The sequence below is a fragment of the Micromonospora sp. DH14 genome (genome assembly GCF_029809455.1).
Classification (GTDB): Bacteria; Actinomycetota; Actinomycetes; order Mycobacteriales; family Micromonosporaceae; genus Micromonospora; species Micromonospora parva.
The window spans coordinates 71,214-88,297 of sequence record NZ_JARVKT010000009.1; the positions used below are offsets into that span (position 1 = coordinate 71,214).

A 17,084-nucleotide genomic window follows, 5' to 3' on the forward strand; every position below is an offset into this window, starting at 1 on the left:
GGCCGGCTGGCAGGCTCACCAGGGCAGCACGCCGTACCCGCCGCCGGCGTCCATCTGGTAGCCCCAGAGCAGCCCGCTCGGCCCGTCGGCCGGCAGCGTCGCCAGGTGCACGCTCACCTCGGCGCCCTGCTCCGCGGTACGGAAGCCGCTGTTGCCGTTGAAGTCGGTGGCGCAGTAGCCCGGGTTCGCCGCGTTCACTGTGATCGGGGTGTCCCGCAACTCCTTGGCGTACATCGCGGTGAGCATGTTCAGCGCCGCCTTCGACGACGGGTACGGCACGGAGGTCAACTCGAACAGCGCGCCGTCGGGGTCGGTCATCACCGCGATCGAGCCGACCTCGCTCGACACGTTGACGATTCTGGCGGCCGGTGCCCGGCGCAGCAGCGGCAGCAGCGCGTTGGTCACCGTCACCACCCCGAAGACGTTCGTCTCGTAGAGCCGGCGCATCGTCGCCACCGTCGTCTCGCTGGGCAGCCCTCGCGCGCCGTCGGCGAGGACGATGCCGGCGTTGTTGATCAGCACGTCCAGCCGGCCGTACTCCGCCTCGACCCGCTTCGCGGCGGCCGTCACCGACTCGGCGTCGGTGACGTCGAGCGGCACCAGCACCGCGTCCGCGCCGCCGTCGCGCAGCTCCCGTTCGGCTGCCCGACCCCGTTCGGCGTCCCGTGCGCCCACCAGCACGGTCATGCCGAGGGCGCCGAGCTGCCGGGCGGTGGCGAAGCCGATCCCCTTGTTGGCCCCGGTGATCAGGGCGATCTTGTTCGTCATGCCGTCGAGCGTGGCCGCGTCGGCGGTCTGCGGGGAGAGACGGCCCGAGGCTGGGACCGGTGGTACCACCCTGGCGGCCCGTAGCGGGGGCATGCTGGGGACATGACGAGCAGCGGCCTGCGGCGTGACGAACTGGCGGCGTTCCTGCGTACCCGCCGCGCCCGGCTGCGCCCGGCACAGGTCGGGCTTCCCGAGGGCGAACGCCGACGCACCCCCGGGCTGCGCCGGCAGGAGGTCGCCCAGCTCGCCGGCATGTCGATCGACTACTACATCCGGCTTGAGCAGGGCCGTGGGCCGCACCCGTCCCGGCAGGTGCTCGCGTCGCTGGCCCGGGCGCTGCTGTTGAGCCGGGACGAGCGGGAGTACCTGTTCCGGGTTGCCGGCGAGACCGCGCCGCCGGCCGGCGGGCCGAGCCGGGTGGTGCCACCGGGGCTGCGGCACCTGATCGACGCGATGACCGAGACCCCGGCATACCTCGTCGACGCCGCGTACCAGGTGCTGGCCTGGAACCGGCTGGCCACGTACTTCGTGGGGGATCTCGCGGCCGTGCCGGACGCGGACCGCAACATGATCCGCTGGACGTTCCGGCAGCCGGCGACCAGCAGTCACTGGAGCAACGCCGAGACACTCCGGTTCGTCCGCGGCACTGTGGCGGACCTGCGGGCCGCCTACGGCCGTTACCCGGCCGACCCGGCGATCCGTGAGCTGGTGACCGAGCTGCTGGGCACCTCGCCCCGGTTCGTTCAGCTCTGGGCCGAGCACGACGTCAAGGAACGCCGTCCCACAGTGAAGCGGGTGCCACACCCGGAGCTGGGGCCGTTGGAGTTCGAGTGCCGTGTGCTGCTGGTGCCGGAGACCGACCAGCGGATGATCGTCTATGTCCCCGAGCCCGGCTCGGCGACCCAGGCGGCGTTCCGCCGGATCGCCGAACGTGTCGGCTCCTGACCTCACCGAAGAGCGCCGTACCGCACAGTCATCACGATGACTGTGCGGTACGGCGCTCGCGGGAGCATCACCGCCGGAGAACCGGCGGTTCGGCTCAGTTGGGCAGGTAGGCGAAGGTGTCCGGGTTCGGGCCCTGCCGGCCGGCCTCGCCCTTGTTCAGCTCGGTGATCCGCTCCATCGCCACGTCGTCCAGCTCGAAGTCGAAGATCCGGGTGTTCTCCTCGATCCGCTTCGGGGTGGTCGACTTCGGGAAGATGATGTCGCCGCGCTGCACGTGCCAGCGGAGCACCACCTGCGCCGGGGTCCGGCCGAGCTGCTCGGCGATGTCGACAACCGTCGGGTCGCCGAGCACCTTGCCCTGCGCGATGGGCGACCACGCCTCGGTGAGGATGTTGTGCTCCCGGCCGTAGGCGCGGACCTCGTCGTTGGTGAAGTACGGGTGCGCCTCGATCTGGTTGACCGCCGGCACGACGCTCGCCTCGTCGGCCAGCCGCTGCAGGTGCGGCACCTGGAAGTTGGACACGCCGATCGAGCGGGCCCGACCGTCGCGCTGGACCTCCTCCAGCACCTTCCAGGTCGACACGTAGTCACCGTCGTACAGGGTCGGCAGCGGCCAGTGGATCAGGAACAGGTCGATGTAATCCATCTTCAGCGCCGCCAGCGTCGAGTCGAACGCCCTGCGGGCGTCGTCGGGGCGGTGGAAGCCGTTGTTCAGCTTGCTGGTCACGTAGACCGCGCCCCGGTCCAGGCCGGACATCCGTACCGCCTCGCCGACCTCGGCCTCGTTGCCGTACATCTCGGCGGTGTCGATGTGCCGGTAGCCGATCTCCAACGCGGTGCTCACCGCCGCGACGGTGTCCTTCGGCTCGATCTGGAACACCCCGAAGCCGAGCTGAGGAATGGTGGTGCCGTCGTTCAGGCTGATGTCGGGAATCGTGATTGCCACTGCGGCTCCTTCGCGTCTTCGTCTACCTGTCATCCATACCCGGGCAGGTGGACGGATCACCGCTCAACCCGGCGTGACGAACGCAACGGCGGATCGGTTCACCCGGTCGTGTCGAACAGCACCGGCCACGGCCGCGCCGCCGGTGTCGACGTCGACGGCGGCTCGGGCGCGGTGGGCTCGGCCAGCACGTCCGCGGCGAGTTGGCCGAACATCGCCGCCGCCGGGTGCGCGGACCGGTCCGGCCAGGCCGCCGAGGTGCGTTTCGCCAGCGGCGCGTCGACGATCGGCCGCCAGGCCATTCGGGGTTCCCGGCGGGCCACCGCCGCCGGTTCCACTGCCACCGCCCCGCCCGCCAGCACCAACCCGAAGAGGAACTCCGGGTTGCGGGCCGGGCGCACCCGGGTCGGGCGCCAACCGTGCTGCCGGCACACCGCCAGCAGGTGATCGTGCCAGCCGGGGGCGGTGGCGCGGGGCGCGGCCACCAGATCCAGACCGGCGAGCGACGCCAGCGTCACACCACGGCCGCGGGCCAGCGGCGAGGTGCGCGGCAGTAACACCCCCAGGGGTACGTCGACCGGAGTGCCGAAACGTAACCCGTCCGCCGCCACCGGGTGATGCACGAGCCCCACGTCCAGGGTCCGCTCGGCGAGCATCCGCACCTGCTCGGCGGTGGTCAGCTCGTGCAGCTCCACGTCCAGCCCGGGTGCCCGGGCGGTGAGCCCGTCCCACAGCGAGCGCAGCGTCACAGCGGGCGTCTCCGGTGGCACCCCGGCCCGCAGTACGCCCAGCTCACCGGCGCGGATCTGGGCCATCAGGCTGCGGAGCCGCCCCTCGCCGGCGAGCAGTTCCTCCGCCTCGCCGAGCAGCAGCTCACCGGCGGTGGTCAGGCGTACCTGGCGGCGGGAGCGGTCGAACAGCTCGACCGTCAGCTCCCGTTCCAGCCGCTGGATCGACTGGCTCAGCGGCGGCTGGGCCATCCCGAGCAGCTCCGCGGCCCGCCCGAAGTGCAGTTCGTGTGCGACCACCACGAAGTGCCGCAGGTGCCGGAGCAGGTCCACGGCCGGGACCCTACGCCAGCGCCGCCACGGCGTCGCTGGATACCGTGCTGGCGTGGACGTGGAGGAACGCATCGAGAGCATCTTCGCCGCCGTCGCGGTGAGGGCCAGCCTGCACGTCGTGGACCTGGACGCCGTCGACCTGAGCGGGCAGCCCGACGGCGGCCCGGCCGGCGGCAGCGAGGTCGGGGTGCGGGCCGACGAACAGGTGGTGATCGCCTCGATCTTCAAGATCCTGCTGGTGCTGGAGTTCGCCCGGCAGGTCGAGGCCGGTCAGCTGGACCCGACCGAGCGGGTCCTGGTCACGGCCGCCGACCGGCTCGGCGGGTGGGGTCTGGCGGGCTGCGTCGACGACGCCGAGGTGTCGCTGCGCGACCTCGCCTACTTCGCCATGTCGGTCAGCGACAACACCGCCGCCGACCTGCTGCTGCGCCGGGTCGGCCCGGACCTGCTGCCGATCCTCGCGGTCGAGCTGGGGCTGACCCGTACCCGCGTCCTCGGCGGCCCCCGGGACCTGGTCGAGGTGATGCTCGCCGACGTGGGCGCGCGCACCGACGCGGAGTTCGCCAGGATCTTTCCCACCCTGCCGCCGGAGCGGGTACGGGCCATGCGGGTCTTCGACCCCGCGCGCACCACGTCCAGCACGGCCCGGGAGATCACCCGGCTGCTCACGCTGATCTGGCGGGACGAGGCCGGGCCGCCCGCAGCGTGCGCGATGGTCCGCACCTGGATGGCCCGGCAGCTCTTCTGGACCCGGCTGGCCGCCGGTTTCCCGCCCGGCGTCCGGGTGTCCGGAAAGACCGGCACCCTGCCCGGGCTGCACCTGGAGGCCGGCGTCGCCGAGTATCCCGACGGCGGCCGGTACGCGATCGCCGTCTTCGCCCGTGCCGAACAGTTGGCCCCGCGCCGCATCGACGTGGACCTGGCGATGGGGGAGGCCGCCCGGACGGCCGTCGAGGCGCTGCGGGGTAACTGATTTACCGCCCGTCGGTGCGTCGGCGCACCGCCGCTGAGCAGGTCCGATATGCGGCGTCGTATCGGAGCCGACGGCCTTTGATCTTGGACCGGGGCCGGGTGGCGCTGGTTGGCTCGTGTCGACCGATCACCCGAGCACGGGGAGCAGATCCGCATGCCCAACCTCGACCGTCGCCGCTTCCTGCGCGACACCGCCGCCACCACCGCCCTGGTCTCCGCCGGTGGCCTCGCCGCCGGCGTCGCCACCCCGGCCCAGGCCGCGCCCCCGACCGCCGCCCCCGCGCCGACCGCGCGCCGCAAGGGCGCGGTCAGCTTCCGCTGGTGGGGTACGGCCGGCTGGCGCGTCGACATCGGCGACCGCACCGTCCTCGTCGACCCGTTCCTCAGCCGCATCGACACCGGGCTGTTCACCGGCCCGTTCAACACGCAGACCCGGCTGACAGTGCGCACCGACGTGATCGACCCGCGCGTCGACAGGGCCCTGACGGTGCTCGTCACGCACACCCACTGGGACCACTTCATGGACGTGCCGTACATCGCCAAGCGCACCGGCGCGCGGGTGTTCGGCACGCTGACCGCGTACCACCTGGGGTTGGCCTACGGGTTGCCGTCGACGCAGCTCAGCGCCGTCAAGGGTGGCGAGGTGCTGGACTTCGGGGACCACACCGTCGAGGTGGTCGGCTCGCTGCACAGCCGCAACCCGTCGTACTCGGTGGCCTTTCCCGGGGTGCTGGTGAACCCGCCGCCGCAGCCGGCCACCATCGCTGACCTGCCGGAGGGTGACACGCTGGGCTACCTGCTGCGGGTCGACGGAGGCCCGTCGGTCTACTTCACCGGGGCCAGCGACGTCGCCGAGCGGAATCTCACCGGCCTCGCGCCCGACGTGGCGATGGTGGCCATGCAGAACGCCACCACCACCGGCGACTACCTGCCCCGGCTGCTGGCCGGCCTCGACTACCCGAAGGTCGTGGTGCCGGTGCACTACGACAACTTCGAGACAGAGCTGCGGAACCCGCCGACTGTCGCCCCGACCGACCGCACCCGGCTGAACGAGATGATCGCGGCGATCCGCCGGATCTCGCCGCGCAGCCGGGTCCTGGTGCCCGAGTACGAGACCGCGTACCACTTCTGAGCAGCGTGGGTGGGGGTCGCAGGGCCGCGACCCCCACCGTGCTCAGCCGGCGGTCATCTCCGCCAGGGCCCGCACCGACTTCCAGTTACGGGTGGTGGCCACCACGCCGAGCTTCTTCTCCAGGTACGCGTTGGTGAACTTCGACCGGCCGTAACCGCCGTCGACGTAGTGCAGGAACACCTCCCGGCCGGTCACCGTGAACGACACGTTCTCGCCACCGGGCACGGCGAGCGCGTCCACCGTGGACTTCTCCGGCGCGGTGGCGAGGAAGGCCACCAGCAGTCGGGTCGGATCGTCCTCCCGGTCGGCGTACGGGTTGCCGCCGGCGATCGCCGCCAGCTCCCGGCCGCTGCGCACCAGCACCGGCACCGTCAACGCCAGCTCGTCGGTGAGCGCCCGCTCGATGCCGGCGGCCAACTTCTCCGCGTCGCGCACCGTGCTGCCGAAGGCCACGTTGCCGCTCTGCAGGTACGTCCTGACGTCCTCGTGACCGAGGTCGGTGACGATCCGGCGCAGGTCGGCCATCGCCAGCCGGGTGTTGGCGCCGACGTTGACCCCACGCAGCAGGGCGACGTAACGGGTCATGGTGCCTCCTCGGATGCGCGCCGACCGGCTCAGCGTAGGCCGCCCGGCCCGACCAGTCCCGTCTCGTACGCGACGATGACCAGTTGGGCCCGGTCGCGTACCGCCAGCTTGGTCAGCAGCCGCCCGACGTGCGTCTTCACGGTGGCCTGGCTGAGGTTCAGGTGCGCGGCCAGCTCCGCGTTGGACAGGCCCCGGGCGATCAGCGCCAGCACCTCCCGTTCCCGGTCGGTAACCCCGTCGAGCCGCCGGGGTAACGGCCTGGTCGGCTCCGGCCGCCGGGCGAACTCGTCGATCAGCCGGCGGGTCACCGTCGGCGCGAGCAACCCCTCCCCGGCGGCGACCACCCGGATCCCGGTGAGCAGGTCCGCCGGCGGGGTGTCCTTGAGCAGGAACCCGCTGGCCCCGGCGCGCAGCGCCCCGTAGACGTACTCGTCGAGGTCGAACGTGGTCAGGATGATGACCCGGGTGGCGGCCGTCGCCGGGTCGGCACAGATCCGCCGGGTCGCCTCGATGCCGTCCATCTCCGGCATCCGGACGTCCATCAGCACCACATCCGGCCGGTGCTGCCCGGTCAACGCCACGGCCTGCGCGCCGGTGCCCGCCTCGCCCACTGTGGTGCAGTCCGGGCTGAGATCGACCAGCAGCCGGAAGCTGCCGCGCAGCAACGCCTGGTCGTCGGCGATCAGCACCCGGATCACGCGGCCACCCGGTAGGGCAGGCTGGCTGTCACCGCGAAGCCACCGTCGGCGCGTGGGCCGGCGCGGAACTCCCCGCCGTGCAACGCCACCCGTTCCCGCATGCCGATCAACCCGTGCCCCTCCCCGCCGAGCAGGACCGGCCGCCGCCCGTCGTCGGTCACCTCCACCCGCACCTCGTCGGGCCGGACGGTCACCGTGGCCCGGCACTCGGCCGGCGCCGCGTGTTTCACCACGTTCGTCACCGCCTCCTGCACGATCCGGTACACCGCGAGGCCCACCGACTCCGGCACCGCGCCGGCCGGCTCCTCCCGTCGTACGTCGAGCTGCACGTCGACCCCGCCGATCGCCGCCTGCCGGGCGAGGGCGGGCAGCTCGTCCAGCCCGGGCGTCGGGGCGTACGGGCTGTCCGCACGCAGGACGCCGAGCACGCGACGCACGTCGGTCAGGGCGGTGCGGCCGGTCTCCTCGATGACCCGCAGCGCGGCTCCCGCCTCCCGGGGGTCGGCCTCGGCGACGTGGTTGGCGACGGCCGCCTTCACCACGATGAGGCTCAGCGTGTGCGCGACCACGTCGTGCAGCTCGCGCGCCACCCGCAACCGCTCCTCGGTGGCGGCCTGACGGACCAACTGGTCGCTCTGCCGGGCGGCGAGGGCGCGTCGCTCCCGGATCAGCCAGCCGATCACCCAGGCCGGCGCGATCATGACGGTGGCGTAGACGACAGCGCCGGTACGCGACCAGAGATCGCCAGCGGTCAGCACCAGGGCGACGCTCACCAGTGCGAGACAACCGGCGGCGCACAGCATCGACCGACGGGTGGGCGTCGACACGGCCACCGTGTAGAAGGCCAGGCCGATGGCGAACGCCGGCGCGGCGGCCGCGAAGTTGGGTATCACCCCAGTGATCAGGGCGACGGTGGCGACGGAGCTGATCGCCGCGGCCACCGTCACCGGCCAACGGCGGCGGACCGCCAACGGCAGCCCCAGGGCCATGCCGACCAGCACGGACACCCAGAGCGGCTCGTGTACGCCACCGTGCAACGGCGACTCCAACGCCGCGTACGGGCAGAGTGCCCCGCCCACGGCCAGCGCCAGCAACACATCCACTGTGTACAGGTCCACCGGCCGCATCCGTCGGGTCAACAGCAGAGCGGTCACCCGTCGAACGGTAACGGCCGGCCGGGCCGGCCGCGTCCACCCGCGGGTGGTCATCCCCGGGGACGACGTGCCGGCGCTGCCGGGCCGCCGGCTCCACCCCGGGGAGGGTTGGCAAGTGCCGGCCCCGGCACGACGCGCCGCACCCCGGCGTTCGGCACCGTAAACGGTCATGACCACAGACACGGTGACAGTGACGGGGTTGCGCGCGGTGTACGGCACCGGCACCCGGCGGGTGACGGCGCTCGACGGCGTGACCACCAGCTTCACGAGCGGCACGTTCACGGCGGTGATGGGCCCCTCGGGCTCGGGGAAGTCCACCCTGCTGCACTGCGCGGCGGGGTTGGACCGCCCGACCGAGGGGAGTGTCACGATCGACGGCACCCGCCTCGACGACCTCGGCGAGGACGAGCTGACCCGGCTGCGGCGCGACCGGATCGGCTTCGTCTTCCAGGCGTTCAACCTCGTGTCCACACTGACCGCCGCTCAGAACGTCGAGTTGCCGTCGCGCCTGGCCCGTCGCCGCCCGCCGGCCGGGGACGTCACCGCCGCCCTCGACGCCGTCGGACTCGCCGACCGGGCCGGGCACCGGCCGAGTGAGCTGTCCGGCGGTGAACAGCAGCGCGTCGCCGTGGCCCGAGCGTTGATCACCCGCCCGGCGGTGGTCTTCGCCGACGAACCGACCGGGGCGCTGGACAGCGCGTCCTCCCGGCAGGTGCTTCGGCTGCTGCGCGCGCTCGTCGACGACCACGGGCAGACGGTGGTGATGGTGACCCACGATCCGGCCGCCGCCGCGTACGCCGACCGGGTGCTTCTGCTCGCCGACGGCCGGGTCGTCGACGAGTTGACCGGCGGGATCACCGCCGCCGCCGTCGCGGCCCGGATCGCCGAGCGGGAGATCGTCGCGGAGTCGTCGTGCTGAGCGTCCGCCGCTCGGCCAGTGCGTTCGTGGCCGTCGCCATCGGGGTCACGCTGGTCGCGGCGGCCACCCTGCTGCTCGCCTCCGGCCGCCCGCAGGTGCCGGACCGGCTGGCGGGGGCGGCGGTCGTGGTGCGCAGCCCCGAGGCGGGCGCGTCGGCCGACCAGTTCGTGCCGACCCGGCCCTGGTCCGCCACCGTCGCGGCCGGGCTGGTCGGCCGGCTGTCCGGTCTGCCGGACGTCGTGGCGGCGGTGCCGGACCGCACCTTCTACGCGCAGCCGCTCGTGGACGGTCGACCCTCGGCCGCCGACAGCGGGCGGGAGGACGCCCGCCAGGGGCACGGCTGGTCCAGCGCCCAACTGGGTGGGCTGCGCCTCACGGCGGGCGAGCCACCCCGCCGGGCCGGCGAGGTGGTCGTCGACCGCGCGCTCGGGTTGGGCGTCGGCGCACCGGTCACCGTGCTGACCGCCGTCGGCCCCGAGCCGTACACCGTCACCGGTCTGGTCGACGGGCCCGGCGTCCACGTCGCCGACGAGGTCGCCGCCGCCCTCGCACCCGGCGTCCGGGCCATCGGGCTGGTACTCGCCCCGGGGGCCGACCCCGAGCGGGTCGCCACGGCGGCGCGCGGGGTCGTCGGCGGCGACGGGCGGGTGCTCACCGGTGCCGCCCGGGGGGTGCTGGAGCCGCCCGGCGACGCCCGTACCCGGTGGATCGGCATGCAGGTGCTCACCGCCACGGCGGCTCTCGCCGGCTTCGTCACGGTGTTCGTGGTCTCCTCGACTTTCGCGTTCACCGTCGCGCAGCGCCGCCGGGAGTTGGGTCTGCTGCGCGCGGTCGGCGCCACCGGCCGCCAGGTCCGCCGCATGGTGGGCGCGGAGGCGATCGTCGTCGGCGCCTCGGCGGGGCTGGTCGGCCTGCTGCTGGGCGCGGCGCTCGCCCCGGTGCTGGGCCGGCTGCTCGTGGAGGTCGGCTACGAACCGTCGACCTTCCGGGTCCGCTACGAACTCTGGCCGGTGGCGGTGTCGCTCGCCGCCGGGCCGGTGATCGCGGTGCTGGCGGTCTGGTCGGCGTCCCGCCGAGCGGCCCGGGCCCGCCCGTTGGAGGCGCTCCGCGAGGCCGCTGTGGAACAGCGACCGATCGGCCGGCCGCGCGCCGCCACCGGGACGGTGCTCCTCGCGGCGGGGGCGGCGCTCAGTGTCGGCACGGCGACCGCCGACGAGGCCCGGGTGGCGGCGCAGTACGCGCTCTACGCGGTGATGGCCCTGGTGGCCGGTGCCACAGTGCTCGCCCCGGTGGTGGTCGGGCCGCTGGTGCGGCTGCTGCGTTCCCCGGTGCGTCGGCCCGGTGGCGCGATCGGGATGCTGGTCCGGGGCGGGGCGTTGACAGCGACCCGGCGGACCGCCGCCATCGCCGCGCCGGTGCTGCTCACCGTCGCGTTCGCCGTGCTGGTGTCCGGAATGGTGCGCACCACCAGCGCCGCGTACGCGGCCGGTCGGGCGGACAACGTGAACGCCGGCTGGATCGTCGTGCCGGACCGTGCGCCCGGCCTGTCCGACCGGACCGTCGCCGCGACCGGTGGCACCGCGCTCCTGCCCACCACCGTCTACCGCACCGACCCCGCGACACCGCCGAAGGACCGGCCGCTGACGGCGCTGGGCGTGGAGCCGGAGGGCTTCGCCGCCGCGAACCGGGTACTCACCGTCGTCGCCGGCTCGCTGGACGACCTGACGGGCGACGACACCGTGGTGGTCACCGCGTCGGCGAACCTGCTGCCGTCCGAGCCGTACCCGGTGGTCTTCGCCGACGGGACGTCGGTGCCGTTGCGCGTCGTCGCCGTGGTCACCGACACCTCGATCCCCGGCGACCTGCTCGTACCCCGGGCCGTGGTGCGGGCGCACGACCCGTCGGCGCTGACCTCCACCGTGTACGTGCGGGACCGGATCGATCCGCCCGTCGGCGCGCGGATCCTCGACGTCCCGGGTTGGGCGGCCGAGGCGGACGCCGCCGAGGACCGTCTCGTCTGGCTCTTCACACTGCTGCTGATCGGGGTGTCGGCCGGTTACGGTGCCATCGCGGTGGCCAACACGCTGCTGCTGGCCGCCGCCGGCCGCGCCGCCGACCTGCGGCTGATCCGGATGGCCGGGGCGACCCGACGGCAGGTCATCTGGCTGGTCACCGCCGAGTCCGCACTGGTGGTGCTGATCGGCGCCCTGCTGGGTGGGGCTGTCGCGTTCGTCGGCCTGCTCAGCGTCCGTGCCGGCCTCGCCGAGCAGGTCGGTGCCCCCGTCGACCTGGTGGTGCCGTGGCCGGTGGTCGCCGGGGTGGTGGGGTTGTGCCTGCTGCTCGCGGTGCTGTCGAGTGTGCTGCCGACGTGGCGGTTGCTGCGTCACCGCCCCGCCCGGTCACCGGTCGGCGGATGACCGCGCCCCCCGAGGTGCCCGGCCGGCCGTTACCGTCCATGGATGCGATCCGCGCGCCCGGTCGGGCTGTTCCTCTCCGCCGTCGCCGTGCTGCTCTGGGCGTACGGCATGACCAGGTGGCAACCGCTGACCGAGCCGATCGGCCCGTGGTCGGAGCGGCTGCCGGGCAACAACGCCTACTGGGCGCGCGACCTGCGGTTCATGGCGATCATGGCGGTGTCGCTCGGGTTGGTGCTGGCCGGGCGCGGCCAGCTGCGGTGGAGCGGCCCGGCGGTGCTGCTGGGTGGCTGCTGGGTCGCCGCTGACGTGGCGATCGACCGGGTCGACCCGATCGGCGTCGACGCGACGGTGCTGCTCGCCGTCGGCGGTTGCGCCGTGCTCGGCGTGGTCGCGGCGGTTCCGCTGTGGTGGGAGCGCCGCCTGTCGTCGGCGCGCGAGCCTGGCCGGCCACAGCGGGAGCGCGGCGCGCCTGCGGCCACCGACCGGCGGGTGCTGACCGGCGCGGCCTGCGTGGCCGGGGTGCTGACGCTGGTGGCGGCCGCGATGGAGTCACCGACCGACCGGGAGCCGGAGCTGAACCAGGGCGCCCTGGCCACGGCGGCGCTGCTGGTGGCCGTGGCGGTCGGCGCCGGGCTGGCGGCGGCTCCGGCGCGGACCCGGGCCCGCGTCGTGTTGGCGGCCGGAGTCACGGTGGCCGCCCTGCTCGGGGTCGGGCTGGTTCGTGCCGCCGCGCCCGGTGAACGACTCCTGCCGGAGGCCGCGCTCGGTGCGGTGCTGCTCACCGGGGTCACCCTGCTGGCCTGGGACTGGCCGGGCGGCCGCCGGTCTGGTGGCACCACGGCGTGGCGGCTCTCATCGCGTTGGTGGGCCCGGTGGTGTTTCTGGTGGCCACTGCCGTCCCCATGATGATCGTGCTGCCGATCGGCGCGGCGTTCACCTCGTTGGCCGGCAACAGCCCGATCAACGCCGCCGACTCCGATCTGCTGCTCTCCCTGGCCGGGCTGCTCGCCGGGCTGGGAATGGCGGTGCTGCTGGCCCGGCCGAGCATCGACGACCGCCGGCAGCTCCGGTAGCTCACTCCACGACCGGCAGCACGACCTCGTTGCGGCGCAGGAACCACGGCTTCCACGGCGGGTCGAAACGCGCGTACCGGATGGCACCGGTGGGTTGCAGCCCGGCCGCGGTCACCGACCGGCCGAGCATCGTCGCCCGCTGACTGAACGCCTTCTCCGTCCACCGTCCGGAGAACCTCATCGCCGCCGCCAGCCGCGCCGCCACCGGGTGGATCCGCACCCGGGCGTCCACCGGCTCGGGCAGGGTGGCGGTGGTGAAGGTGGCCGGCATGATGAACTGGATCAGGTACGCCCCCGGCGACTCGCCCTCGACCTGGATCACCGGCACGGTCATGGCGATCTTCTCCGAGCCGCCGGCCGCCTCCGGACCGAGCAAACCCCGGGCCCGATTGGCACCGCCGATGTACGCGGCCAGCGGCCGGAACGCCTCGATCGGCGCCCTGGTGAACGACGCCTGGATCTGCATCTCGGCCACCAGGTGGGCCGGGTACCGACGCAGCTCGAACCCGGGGTGTCGGGACACCACCCGGTACGGCTGCTGTTCGGTCATCGCGCGGCTCCCAGGGTCTGCTGGAACCGACGCTACCGCCCGTGCGCGTCCCGCTCGGCCGAAGTCGGCTGCTCCGACCCGGGGGCGACGGCCCGGTCGGTCAACCGCCAGTACTGCCGTTTGTCGTCGTCGCGCAGCACCACCCCGATCAGACCCAGTTCGCGGCGCAACTCCCGGGCGTCGTCGCGGCGGTCCCGCTGGACCGCCCGTTCCCGGGCCCGCAGCAGCGCGTCCGCGCCGGTCGGCAACCCGGGCAGGTCGGGCACCCACAGCCGGTACGCCGACCGGTGCGGGTCGTCGTCCGCCCAACCCCAACCGTGCTCGCGGAACGCCGCAGCGAGTGCGGCGGCGGACAGGTCCGTCGGCTCCCGGACCAGTTCCGCGCCGTCGGCGTCGAGCAGCACCAGGTGCTTGTCGGCGAGGAAGACCACCCGGGTGTCGACCCGTGCGACGGTCCGGTTCTCGGCGGAGCGGCGCAGCCGGACCTGTGCCGCGTCGACGGTGACGATCAGCCGTTCGGCCGTGCCGATCCCGGCGACGACCAGGCCGGCCAGCACGCCCACCGCGATGGTGCCGGCGGTGGCCTGCGGCTCGGGCAGCCGGTCCAGCCACCGGACCAGGCCGCCGAACGGCACCCAGGGCAGTCGGGCGAGCCAGCCCGTCGTCGCCGCCAGGAGCCATCCGGCGCCCGCGCCGAGCAGCGGGAAGCCACCCCACAGGACCGCCAGCTCCAGCGGGCCACCGCTGACCACGGTGCGCGGACGGTGGTCGGCCGCGTCCATGATCAGGACACCTCGCGGCGCAGTGTCCGGAACAGGCCGGCGGCCAGCGGCAGAACCATCCAGACCAGCAGGGACACCACCAGTCGTCCCCACTGCTCGCCGGTGACGTGGCTGGTGAACAACGGCTCCATGGTCCGGCTGGTGTCCAGCCAACCGGCCGCACCCCGCAGGGGCCGGACCAGTTCGCCCAGCACCGACCAGAGGGTTGGCAGCAGCAGGTAGCCCACGATGGCCAACGGCGGGTTGAGCAGCAGCAGGCCGAAGGCGGCACCCATCAGCACACCGGCGACCTGGACGATCGCCGCGTTCACGATCAGCGCCGCGTCGAACCGCCAGGTGCCCGCGCCGCCCGTGGCGGACGCCACGAGCGTCCCGACGCCGGCGACTGCCAGGGTGACCAGCACGGAGGCGAGCGCGGCCAGCACCACCGCGATCAGCTTCGCGGCCACCACCCGCTCCCGCCGGGGCACCAGGGCGTACGTGGTGAGGGCGGTGCGCTGGGACCACTCGCTGGTGATCGACAGGATGCCCAGCACCGGCAGGAGCACGTTGACGGGCAACAGCGACGTGACGAAGAAGGTGAAGAAGGTCTGCTCGGAGTCCTCGGCGTAGATCAGCAGGAGGGTGACGATCGCGACGACGACGAGGCCGATGGTGATCAGCAGCCAGCGCCCGGCACGGGTGTCGGCGAGCTTGCGCAGCTCCACACCGGTGAGCCGGAGCAGCGACGGCCGGCGTACCGGAGGAAGCTGCCGGGGTGCGACGAGGCCACTGGCGGGCGCGGTGGTGGTGGTCATCGGACGGCCTCCTTGGTCGATTCGCCGGCGGTCAGGGTGAGGAAGAGCTGTTCGAGGCCGCCGCCGCTGGCGGGGCGCAGCTCGGCCAGCGCGACGCCGGCATCGGCCGCCGCCTGGCCGACCGCCTCGGCGTCGGCCTGCACCAGCAGGCCGTCGGTGCTGTCGGCGGCGGTCAGCCCCGCCGATTCCAGCGCCCGGAGCAGCGCCGCGCCGTCGCGGGCCCGGACCACCGTGCCGCCGCCGGCCAGCAGCTCCTTCTTGTCGCCCTGGGCCACGATCCGGCCACCCCCGATCACCACCAGCCGGTCCGCGACCGCCTCCACCTCGCGCAGCAGGTGGGAGGAGAGCAGCACGGTGCCGCCCCGGTCGGCGAAGTCGCGCAGCAGCCCGCGCATCCAGAAGATGCCCTCCGGGTCCAGGCCGTTGGCCGGCTCGTCGAGGATCAACACCCGGGGGTCACCGAGCATCGCCTGCGCCAGGCCGAGCCGCTGCCGCATGCCCAACGAGTACGCGCGTACCCGCCGCTTCGCCGCCACCGCGTTCAACCCGACCAGGTCGAGCTTCGCGGCGACCTCGCGCTTGTCCAGACCCATGGTGTACGCGGACAGCGTCAACGCCTCGCGGCCGGTGCGCCCGGCGTGCTGGGCGGAGGCGTCCAGCAGCACGCCGACCTCCCGCCCCGGGTTGGGCAGCTCCCGGTACGGGTGCCCGGAGACGGTGGCGCGGCCGGCCGTCGGTGTGGTGAGCCCGCAGATCATGCGCATGGTGGTCGACTTGCCGGCGCCGTTGGGGCCGAGGAAGCCGGTGACGGTGCCCGGTTCGCACCGGAACGACACGTCGTCCACAGCCGGGTGTGGCCCGTATCGCTTGGTGAGGTTCTCTACGACGATCATGTCGCCGAGCGTGCCGGAGCCGCCCGGCCATCCGCTGCGGCCACCGGTCGGTGCCGCGTCGACCTTGGTCGACCGGCGGGTCTCGACTTTGGTAGCTGGTCGTGTTGCCCGCCGGCTGCCTAGCATGGGCGGGTGACCAGCATCGCCGTTCCCGAGCACCCCTGGCTGCTGCCGGGGGAGCTGGTGGTGCCGGCCGAGCGCGTGCGGGCGCGGCCGCGCCGCACCACCCGCGACTGGGTGGTGGACAGCCTCGCCTTCCTGCTCGGGCTGCTCTGGGTGCTGTTGACCTTCGGGGACGCCTTGTCGCCCACCCCGGAGATAGCGATCCCGCTGCCGCACGACTGGATGCTCGGCGTCGACACGGTGCTCGGGCTGGTCTGCTGCGGGCTGCTCTGGGTGCGTCGGCGGTGGCCCCTCGGGCTGGCAGTGGCCACCCTGCCGCTGAACCTGTTCTCGATGGCCGCCGCCATCCCGCTGTTGATCATCTATTTCACCGTCGTGGTGCACCGGCGGACCGCCGTCGCGATCGCGGTCACCGGTGTCGGGTTCCTCACCAACCTGGTCTTCAGTTGGACCCGTCCGGACCCGGCGATGTCGTACTGGCTCACCGTGACCTGGGGCGTGGTGATCACCCTGGCCGTGCTGGCCTGGGGGATGTTCGTCCGGGCCCGCCGGCAGTTGATCGTGTCGCTGCGCGAGCGGGCCGAACGGGCCGAGGCGGAGCAGCAACTCCGGGTCGCCCAGGCCCGCCACCTCGAACGCACCCGGATCGCCCGGGAGATGCACGACGTGCTGGCCCACCGGATCTCGCTGCTCAGCCTGCACGCCGGTGCGCTGGAGTTCCGCCCGGACGCGCCGGCCGACGAGGTGGCCCGCGCCGCCGGGGTGATCCGGGGCAGCGCGCACGCCGCCCTTCAGGACCTGCGCGAGGTCATCGGGGTGCTCCGGGCCGAGGACGGCGGCGACGACGCCCCGGAGCCGCCCCAGCCGACCCTCGCCGACCTGCCGGCCCTGATCGCCGAGTCGCGCTCGGCCGGGGTGCGGGTCAACGTCAGCGACACCGTCGCCGAGGCGGAGAAGGTGCCGGCGGCGCTGGGCCGGGCCGCGTACCGGATCGTGCAGGAGGGGTTGACCAACGCCCGCAAGCACGCGGCCGGCGCGGCGGTGACCGTGGACGTGGCCGGCGGGCCGGGCACCGGGCTGAGCGTGGCGATCGGCAACCGGTGGCCGGTCGGCACACCGGAGGGCGGCACCCTGCCGGGTGCGGGCACCGGCCTGGTCGGCATCAGCGAACGGGTCACCCTGGCCGGTGGCCGACTCGCCTACGGCCGGGACGACAGCGGCGACTTCCGGCTGGCGGCGTGGTTGCCGTGGCCGGCGTGACCGGCGTGTCCC

At 73.7% G+C, this 17,084-nt stretch carries 18 protein-coding genes; 8 read left to right on the forward strand and 10 right to left on the reverse strand.

Annotated features, from left to right (window positions below):
* Positions 1-15: 15 nt before the first annotated feature.
* Positions 16-768 (reverse strand): SDR family oxidoreductase, encoded by a 753-nt coding sequence (locus QCZ28_RS14295; RefSeq protein ID WP_279517111.1) that lies wholly within the window; start codon positions 766-768, stop codon positions 16-18.
* A gap of 102 nt (positions 769-870) precedes the next feature.
* Here QCZ28_RS14295 and QCZ28_RS14300 point away from each other — a divergent pair, with 102 nt between their 5' ends.
* Positions 871-1,713 (forward strand): helix-turn-helix transcriptional regulator, encoded by an 843-nt coding sequence (locus QCZ28_RS14300; RefSeq protein ID WP_279517112.1) that lies wholly within the window; start codon positions 871-873, stop codon positions 1,711-1,713.
* 94 nt (positions 1,714-1,807) lie between these two features.
* Here the strand turns inward: QCZ28_RS14300 and QCZ28_RS14305 are convergent, their stop codons facing one another.
* Entirely contained in the window at positions 1,808-2,659 is an 852-nt protein-coding gene (locus tag QCZ28_RS14305; RefSeq protein WP_279517113.1) for an aldo/keto reductase, read from the reverse strand.
* A 98-nt stretch (positions 2,660-2,757) separates the two neighbouring features.
* Entirely contained in the window at positions 2,758-3,717 is a 960-nt protein-coding gene (locus tag QCZ28_RS14310) for a LysR substrate-binding domain-containing protein (protein ID WP_279517114.1), read from the reverse strand.
* Positions 3,718-3,769: 52 nt separating this feature from the next.
* Between QCZ28_RS14310 and QCZ28_RS14315 the strand changes: the two genes are divergently transcribed.
* Both QCZ28_RS14315 and QCZ28_RS14320 read left to right on the forward strand, forming a co-directional pair.
* Positions 3,770-4,690: a class A beta-lactamase-related serine hydrolase gene (locus QCZ28_RS14315; protein ID WP_279517115.1), complete on the forward strand. Its 921-nt coding sequence runs from the start codon at positions 3,770-3,772 to the stop codon at positions 4,688-4,690.
* Positions 4,691-4,843: 153 nt separating this feature from the next.
* Entirely contained in the window at positions 4,844-5,821 is a 978-nt protein-coding gene (locus QCZ28_RS14320; protein ID WP_279517116.1) for an MBL fold metallo-hydrolase, read from the forward strand.
* Positions 5,822-5,863: 42 nt separating this feature from the next.
* On the opposite strand, the gene QCZ28_RS14325 is transcribed toward QCZ28_RS14320, so the two are convergent.
* Genes QCZ28_RS14325 through QCZ28_RS14335 form a run of 3 tightly spaced genes read right to left on the reverse strand, consistent with a single transcriptional unit; the run spans position 5,864 to position 8,258 of the window.
* Positions 5,864-6,406 (reverse strand): DUF1697 domain-containing protein, encoded by a 543-nt coding sequence (locus QCZ28_RS14325; protein ID WP_279517117.1) that lies wholly within the window; start codon positions 6,404-6,406, stop codon positions 5,864-5,866.
* Positions 6,407-6,435: 29 nt separating this feature from the next.
* Positions 6,436-7,104 carry a response regulator transcription factor gene (locus QCZ28_RS14330; protein ID WP_279517118.1) on the reverse strand — a complete coding sequence of 223 codons (669 nt, stop codon included), beginning with the start codon at positions 7,102-7,104 and terminating at the stop codon, positions 6,436-6,438.
* Entirely contained in the window at positions 7,101-8,258 is a 1,158-nt protein-coding gene (locus QCZ28_RS14335) for a sensor histidine kinase (RefSeq protein WP_279517119.1), read from the reverse strand. The genes QCZ28_RS14330 and QCZ28_RS14335 overlap by 4 nt, the downstream gene beginning before the upstream one ends.
* Positions 8,259-8,427: 169 nt before the next feature.
* Between QCZ28_RS14335 and QCZ28_RS14340 the strand changes: the two genes are divergently transcribed.
* From QCZ28_RS14340 to QCZ28_RS14355, 4 genes are read left to right on the forward strand one after another with little or no spacing between them, the layout of a single operon-like run.
* A complete protein-coding gene (locus tag QCZ28_RS14340; RefSeq protein WP_279517120.1) occupies positions 8,428-9,177 on the forward strand; it encodes an ABC transporter ATP-binding protein in 750 nt (249 codons plus the stop codon).
* Positions 9,171-11,594: an ABC transporter permease gene (locus tag QCZ28_RS14345; protein WP_279517121.1), complete on the forward strand. Its 2,424-nt coding sequence runs from the start codon at positions 9,171-9,173 to the stop codon at positions 11,592-11,594. The genes QCZ28_RS14340 and QCZ28_RS14345 overlap by 7 nt, the downstream gene beginning before the upstream one ends.
* A 42-nt stretch (positions 11,595-11,636) precedes the next feature.
* On the forward strand, positions 11,637-12,500 hold the full coding sequence (locus tag QCZ28_RS14350; RefSeq protein WP_279517122.1) for a hypothetical protein: 864 nt from the start codon (positions 11,637-11,639) through the stop codon (positions 12,498-12,500).
* Positions 12,479-12,667, forward strand: coding sequence for a hypothetical protein (locus QCZ28_RS14355; protein ID WP_279517123.1), 189 nt, complete (start codon positions 12,479-12,481; stop codon positions 12,665-12,667). Before QCZ28_RS14350 ends, QCZ28_RS14355 begins: the two co-directional genes overlap by 22 nt.
* Position 12,668: 1 nt before the next feature.
* On the opposite strand, the gene QCZ28_RS14360 is transcribed toward QCZ28_RS14355, so the two are convergent.
* The 4 genes from QCZ28_RS14360 to QCZ28_RS14375 are packed head-to-tail and all read right to left on the reverse strand — an operon-like array spanning position 12,669 to position 15,689.
* Positions 12,669-13,217 carry a heme-binding protein gene (locus QCZ28_RS14360; protein WP_279517124.1) on the reverse strand — a complete coding sequence of 183 codons (549 nt, stop codon included), beginning with the start codon at positions 13,215-13,217 and terminating at the stop codon, positions 12,669-12,671.
* Positions 13,218-13,249: 32 nt separating this feature from the next.
* The gene (locus QCZ28_RS14365; protein ID WP_279517125.1) at positions 13,250-13,999 is read right to left on the reverse strand and encodes a hypothetical protein; all 750 of its coding nucleotides are present in this window, start codon (positions 13,997-13,999) and stop codon (positions 13,250-13,252) included.
* Positions 14,000-14,001: 2 nt separating this feature from the next.
* Positions 14,002-14,796, reverse strand: coding sequence for an ABC transporter permease (locus tag QCZ28_RS14370; protein WP_279517126.1), 795 nt, complete (start codon positions 14,794-14,796; stop codon positions 14,002-14,004).
* Positions 14,793-15,689, reverse strand: a complete 897-nt coding sequence (locus QCZ28_RS14375; RefSeq protein ID WP_279517127.1) for an ATP-binding cassette domain-containing protein — start codon at positions 15,687-15,689, stop codon at positions 14,793-14,795. Before QCZ28_RS14375 ends, QCZ28_RS14370 begins: the two co-directional genes overlap by 4 nt.
* Positions 15,690-15,821: 132 nt before the next feature.
* Here QCZ28_RS14375 and QCZ28_RS14380 point away from each other — a divergent pair, with 132 nt between their 5' ends.
* Positions 15,822-17,072 (forward strand): histidine kinase, encoded by a 1,251-nt coding sequence (locus QCZ28_RS14380; protein ID WP_279517128.1) that lies wholly within the window; start codon positions 15,822-15,824, stop codon positions 17,070-17,072.
* The last annotated feature ends 12 nt before the right edge of the window (positions 17,073-17,084 follow it).

Excerpts from the sequence above, each read along its gene's own strand:
- QCZ28_RS14295 (WP_279517111.1), bottom strand. The coding sequence starts at position 768 with ATGACGAACAAGATCGCCCTGATCACCGGGGCCAACAAGGGGATCGGC.
- QCZ28_RS14300 (WP_279517112.1), top strand. The coding sequence starts at position 871 with ATGACGAGCAGCGGCCTGCGGCGTGACGAACTGGCGGCGTTCCTGCGT.
- QCZ28_RS14320 (WP_279517116.1), top strand. The coding sequence starts at position 4,844 with ATGCCCAACCTCGACCGTCGCCGCTTCCTGCGCGACACCGCCGCCACC.
- QCZ28_RS14325 (WP_279517117.1), bottom strand. The coding sequence starts at position 6,406 with ATGACCCGTTACGTCGCCCTGCTGCGTGGGGTCAACGTCGGCGCCAAC.
- QCZ28_RS14340 (WP_279517120.1), top strand. The coding sequence starts at position 8,428 with ATGACCACAGACACGGTGACAGTGACGGGGTTGCGCGCGGTGTACGGC.
- QCZ28_RS14350 (WP_279517122.1), top strand. The coding sequence starts at position 11,637 with ATGCGATCCGCGCGCCCGGTCGGGCTGTTCCTCTCCGCCGTCGCCGTG.
- QCZ28_RS14360 (WP_279517124.1), bottom strand. The coding sequence starts at position 13,217 with ATGACCGAACAGCAGCCGTACCGGGTGGTGTCCCGACACCCCGGGTTC.
- QCZ28_RS14365 (WP_279517125.1), bottom strand. The coding sequence starts at position 13,999 with ATGGACGCGGCCGACCACCGTCCGCGCACCGTGGTCAGCGGTGGCCCG.
- QCZ28_RS14370 (WP_279517126.1), bottom strand. The coding sequence starts at position 14,796 with ATGACCACCACCACCGCGCCCGCCAGTGGCCTCGTCGCACCCCGGCAG.
- QCZ28_RS14375 (WP_279517127.1), bottom strand. The coding sequence starts at position 15,689 with ATGATCGTCGTAGAGAACCTCACCAAGCGATACGGGCCACACCCGGCT.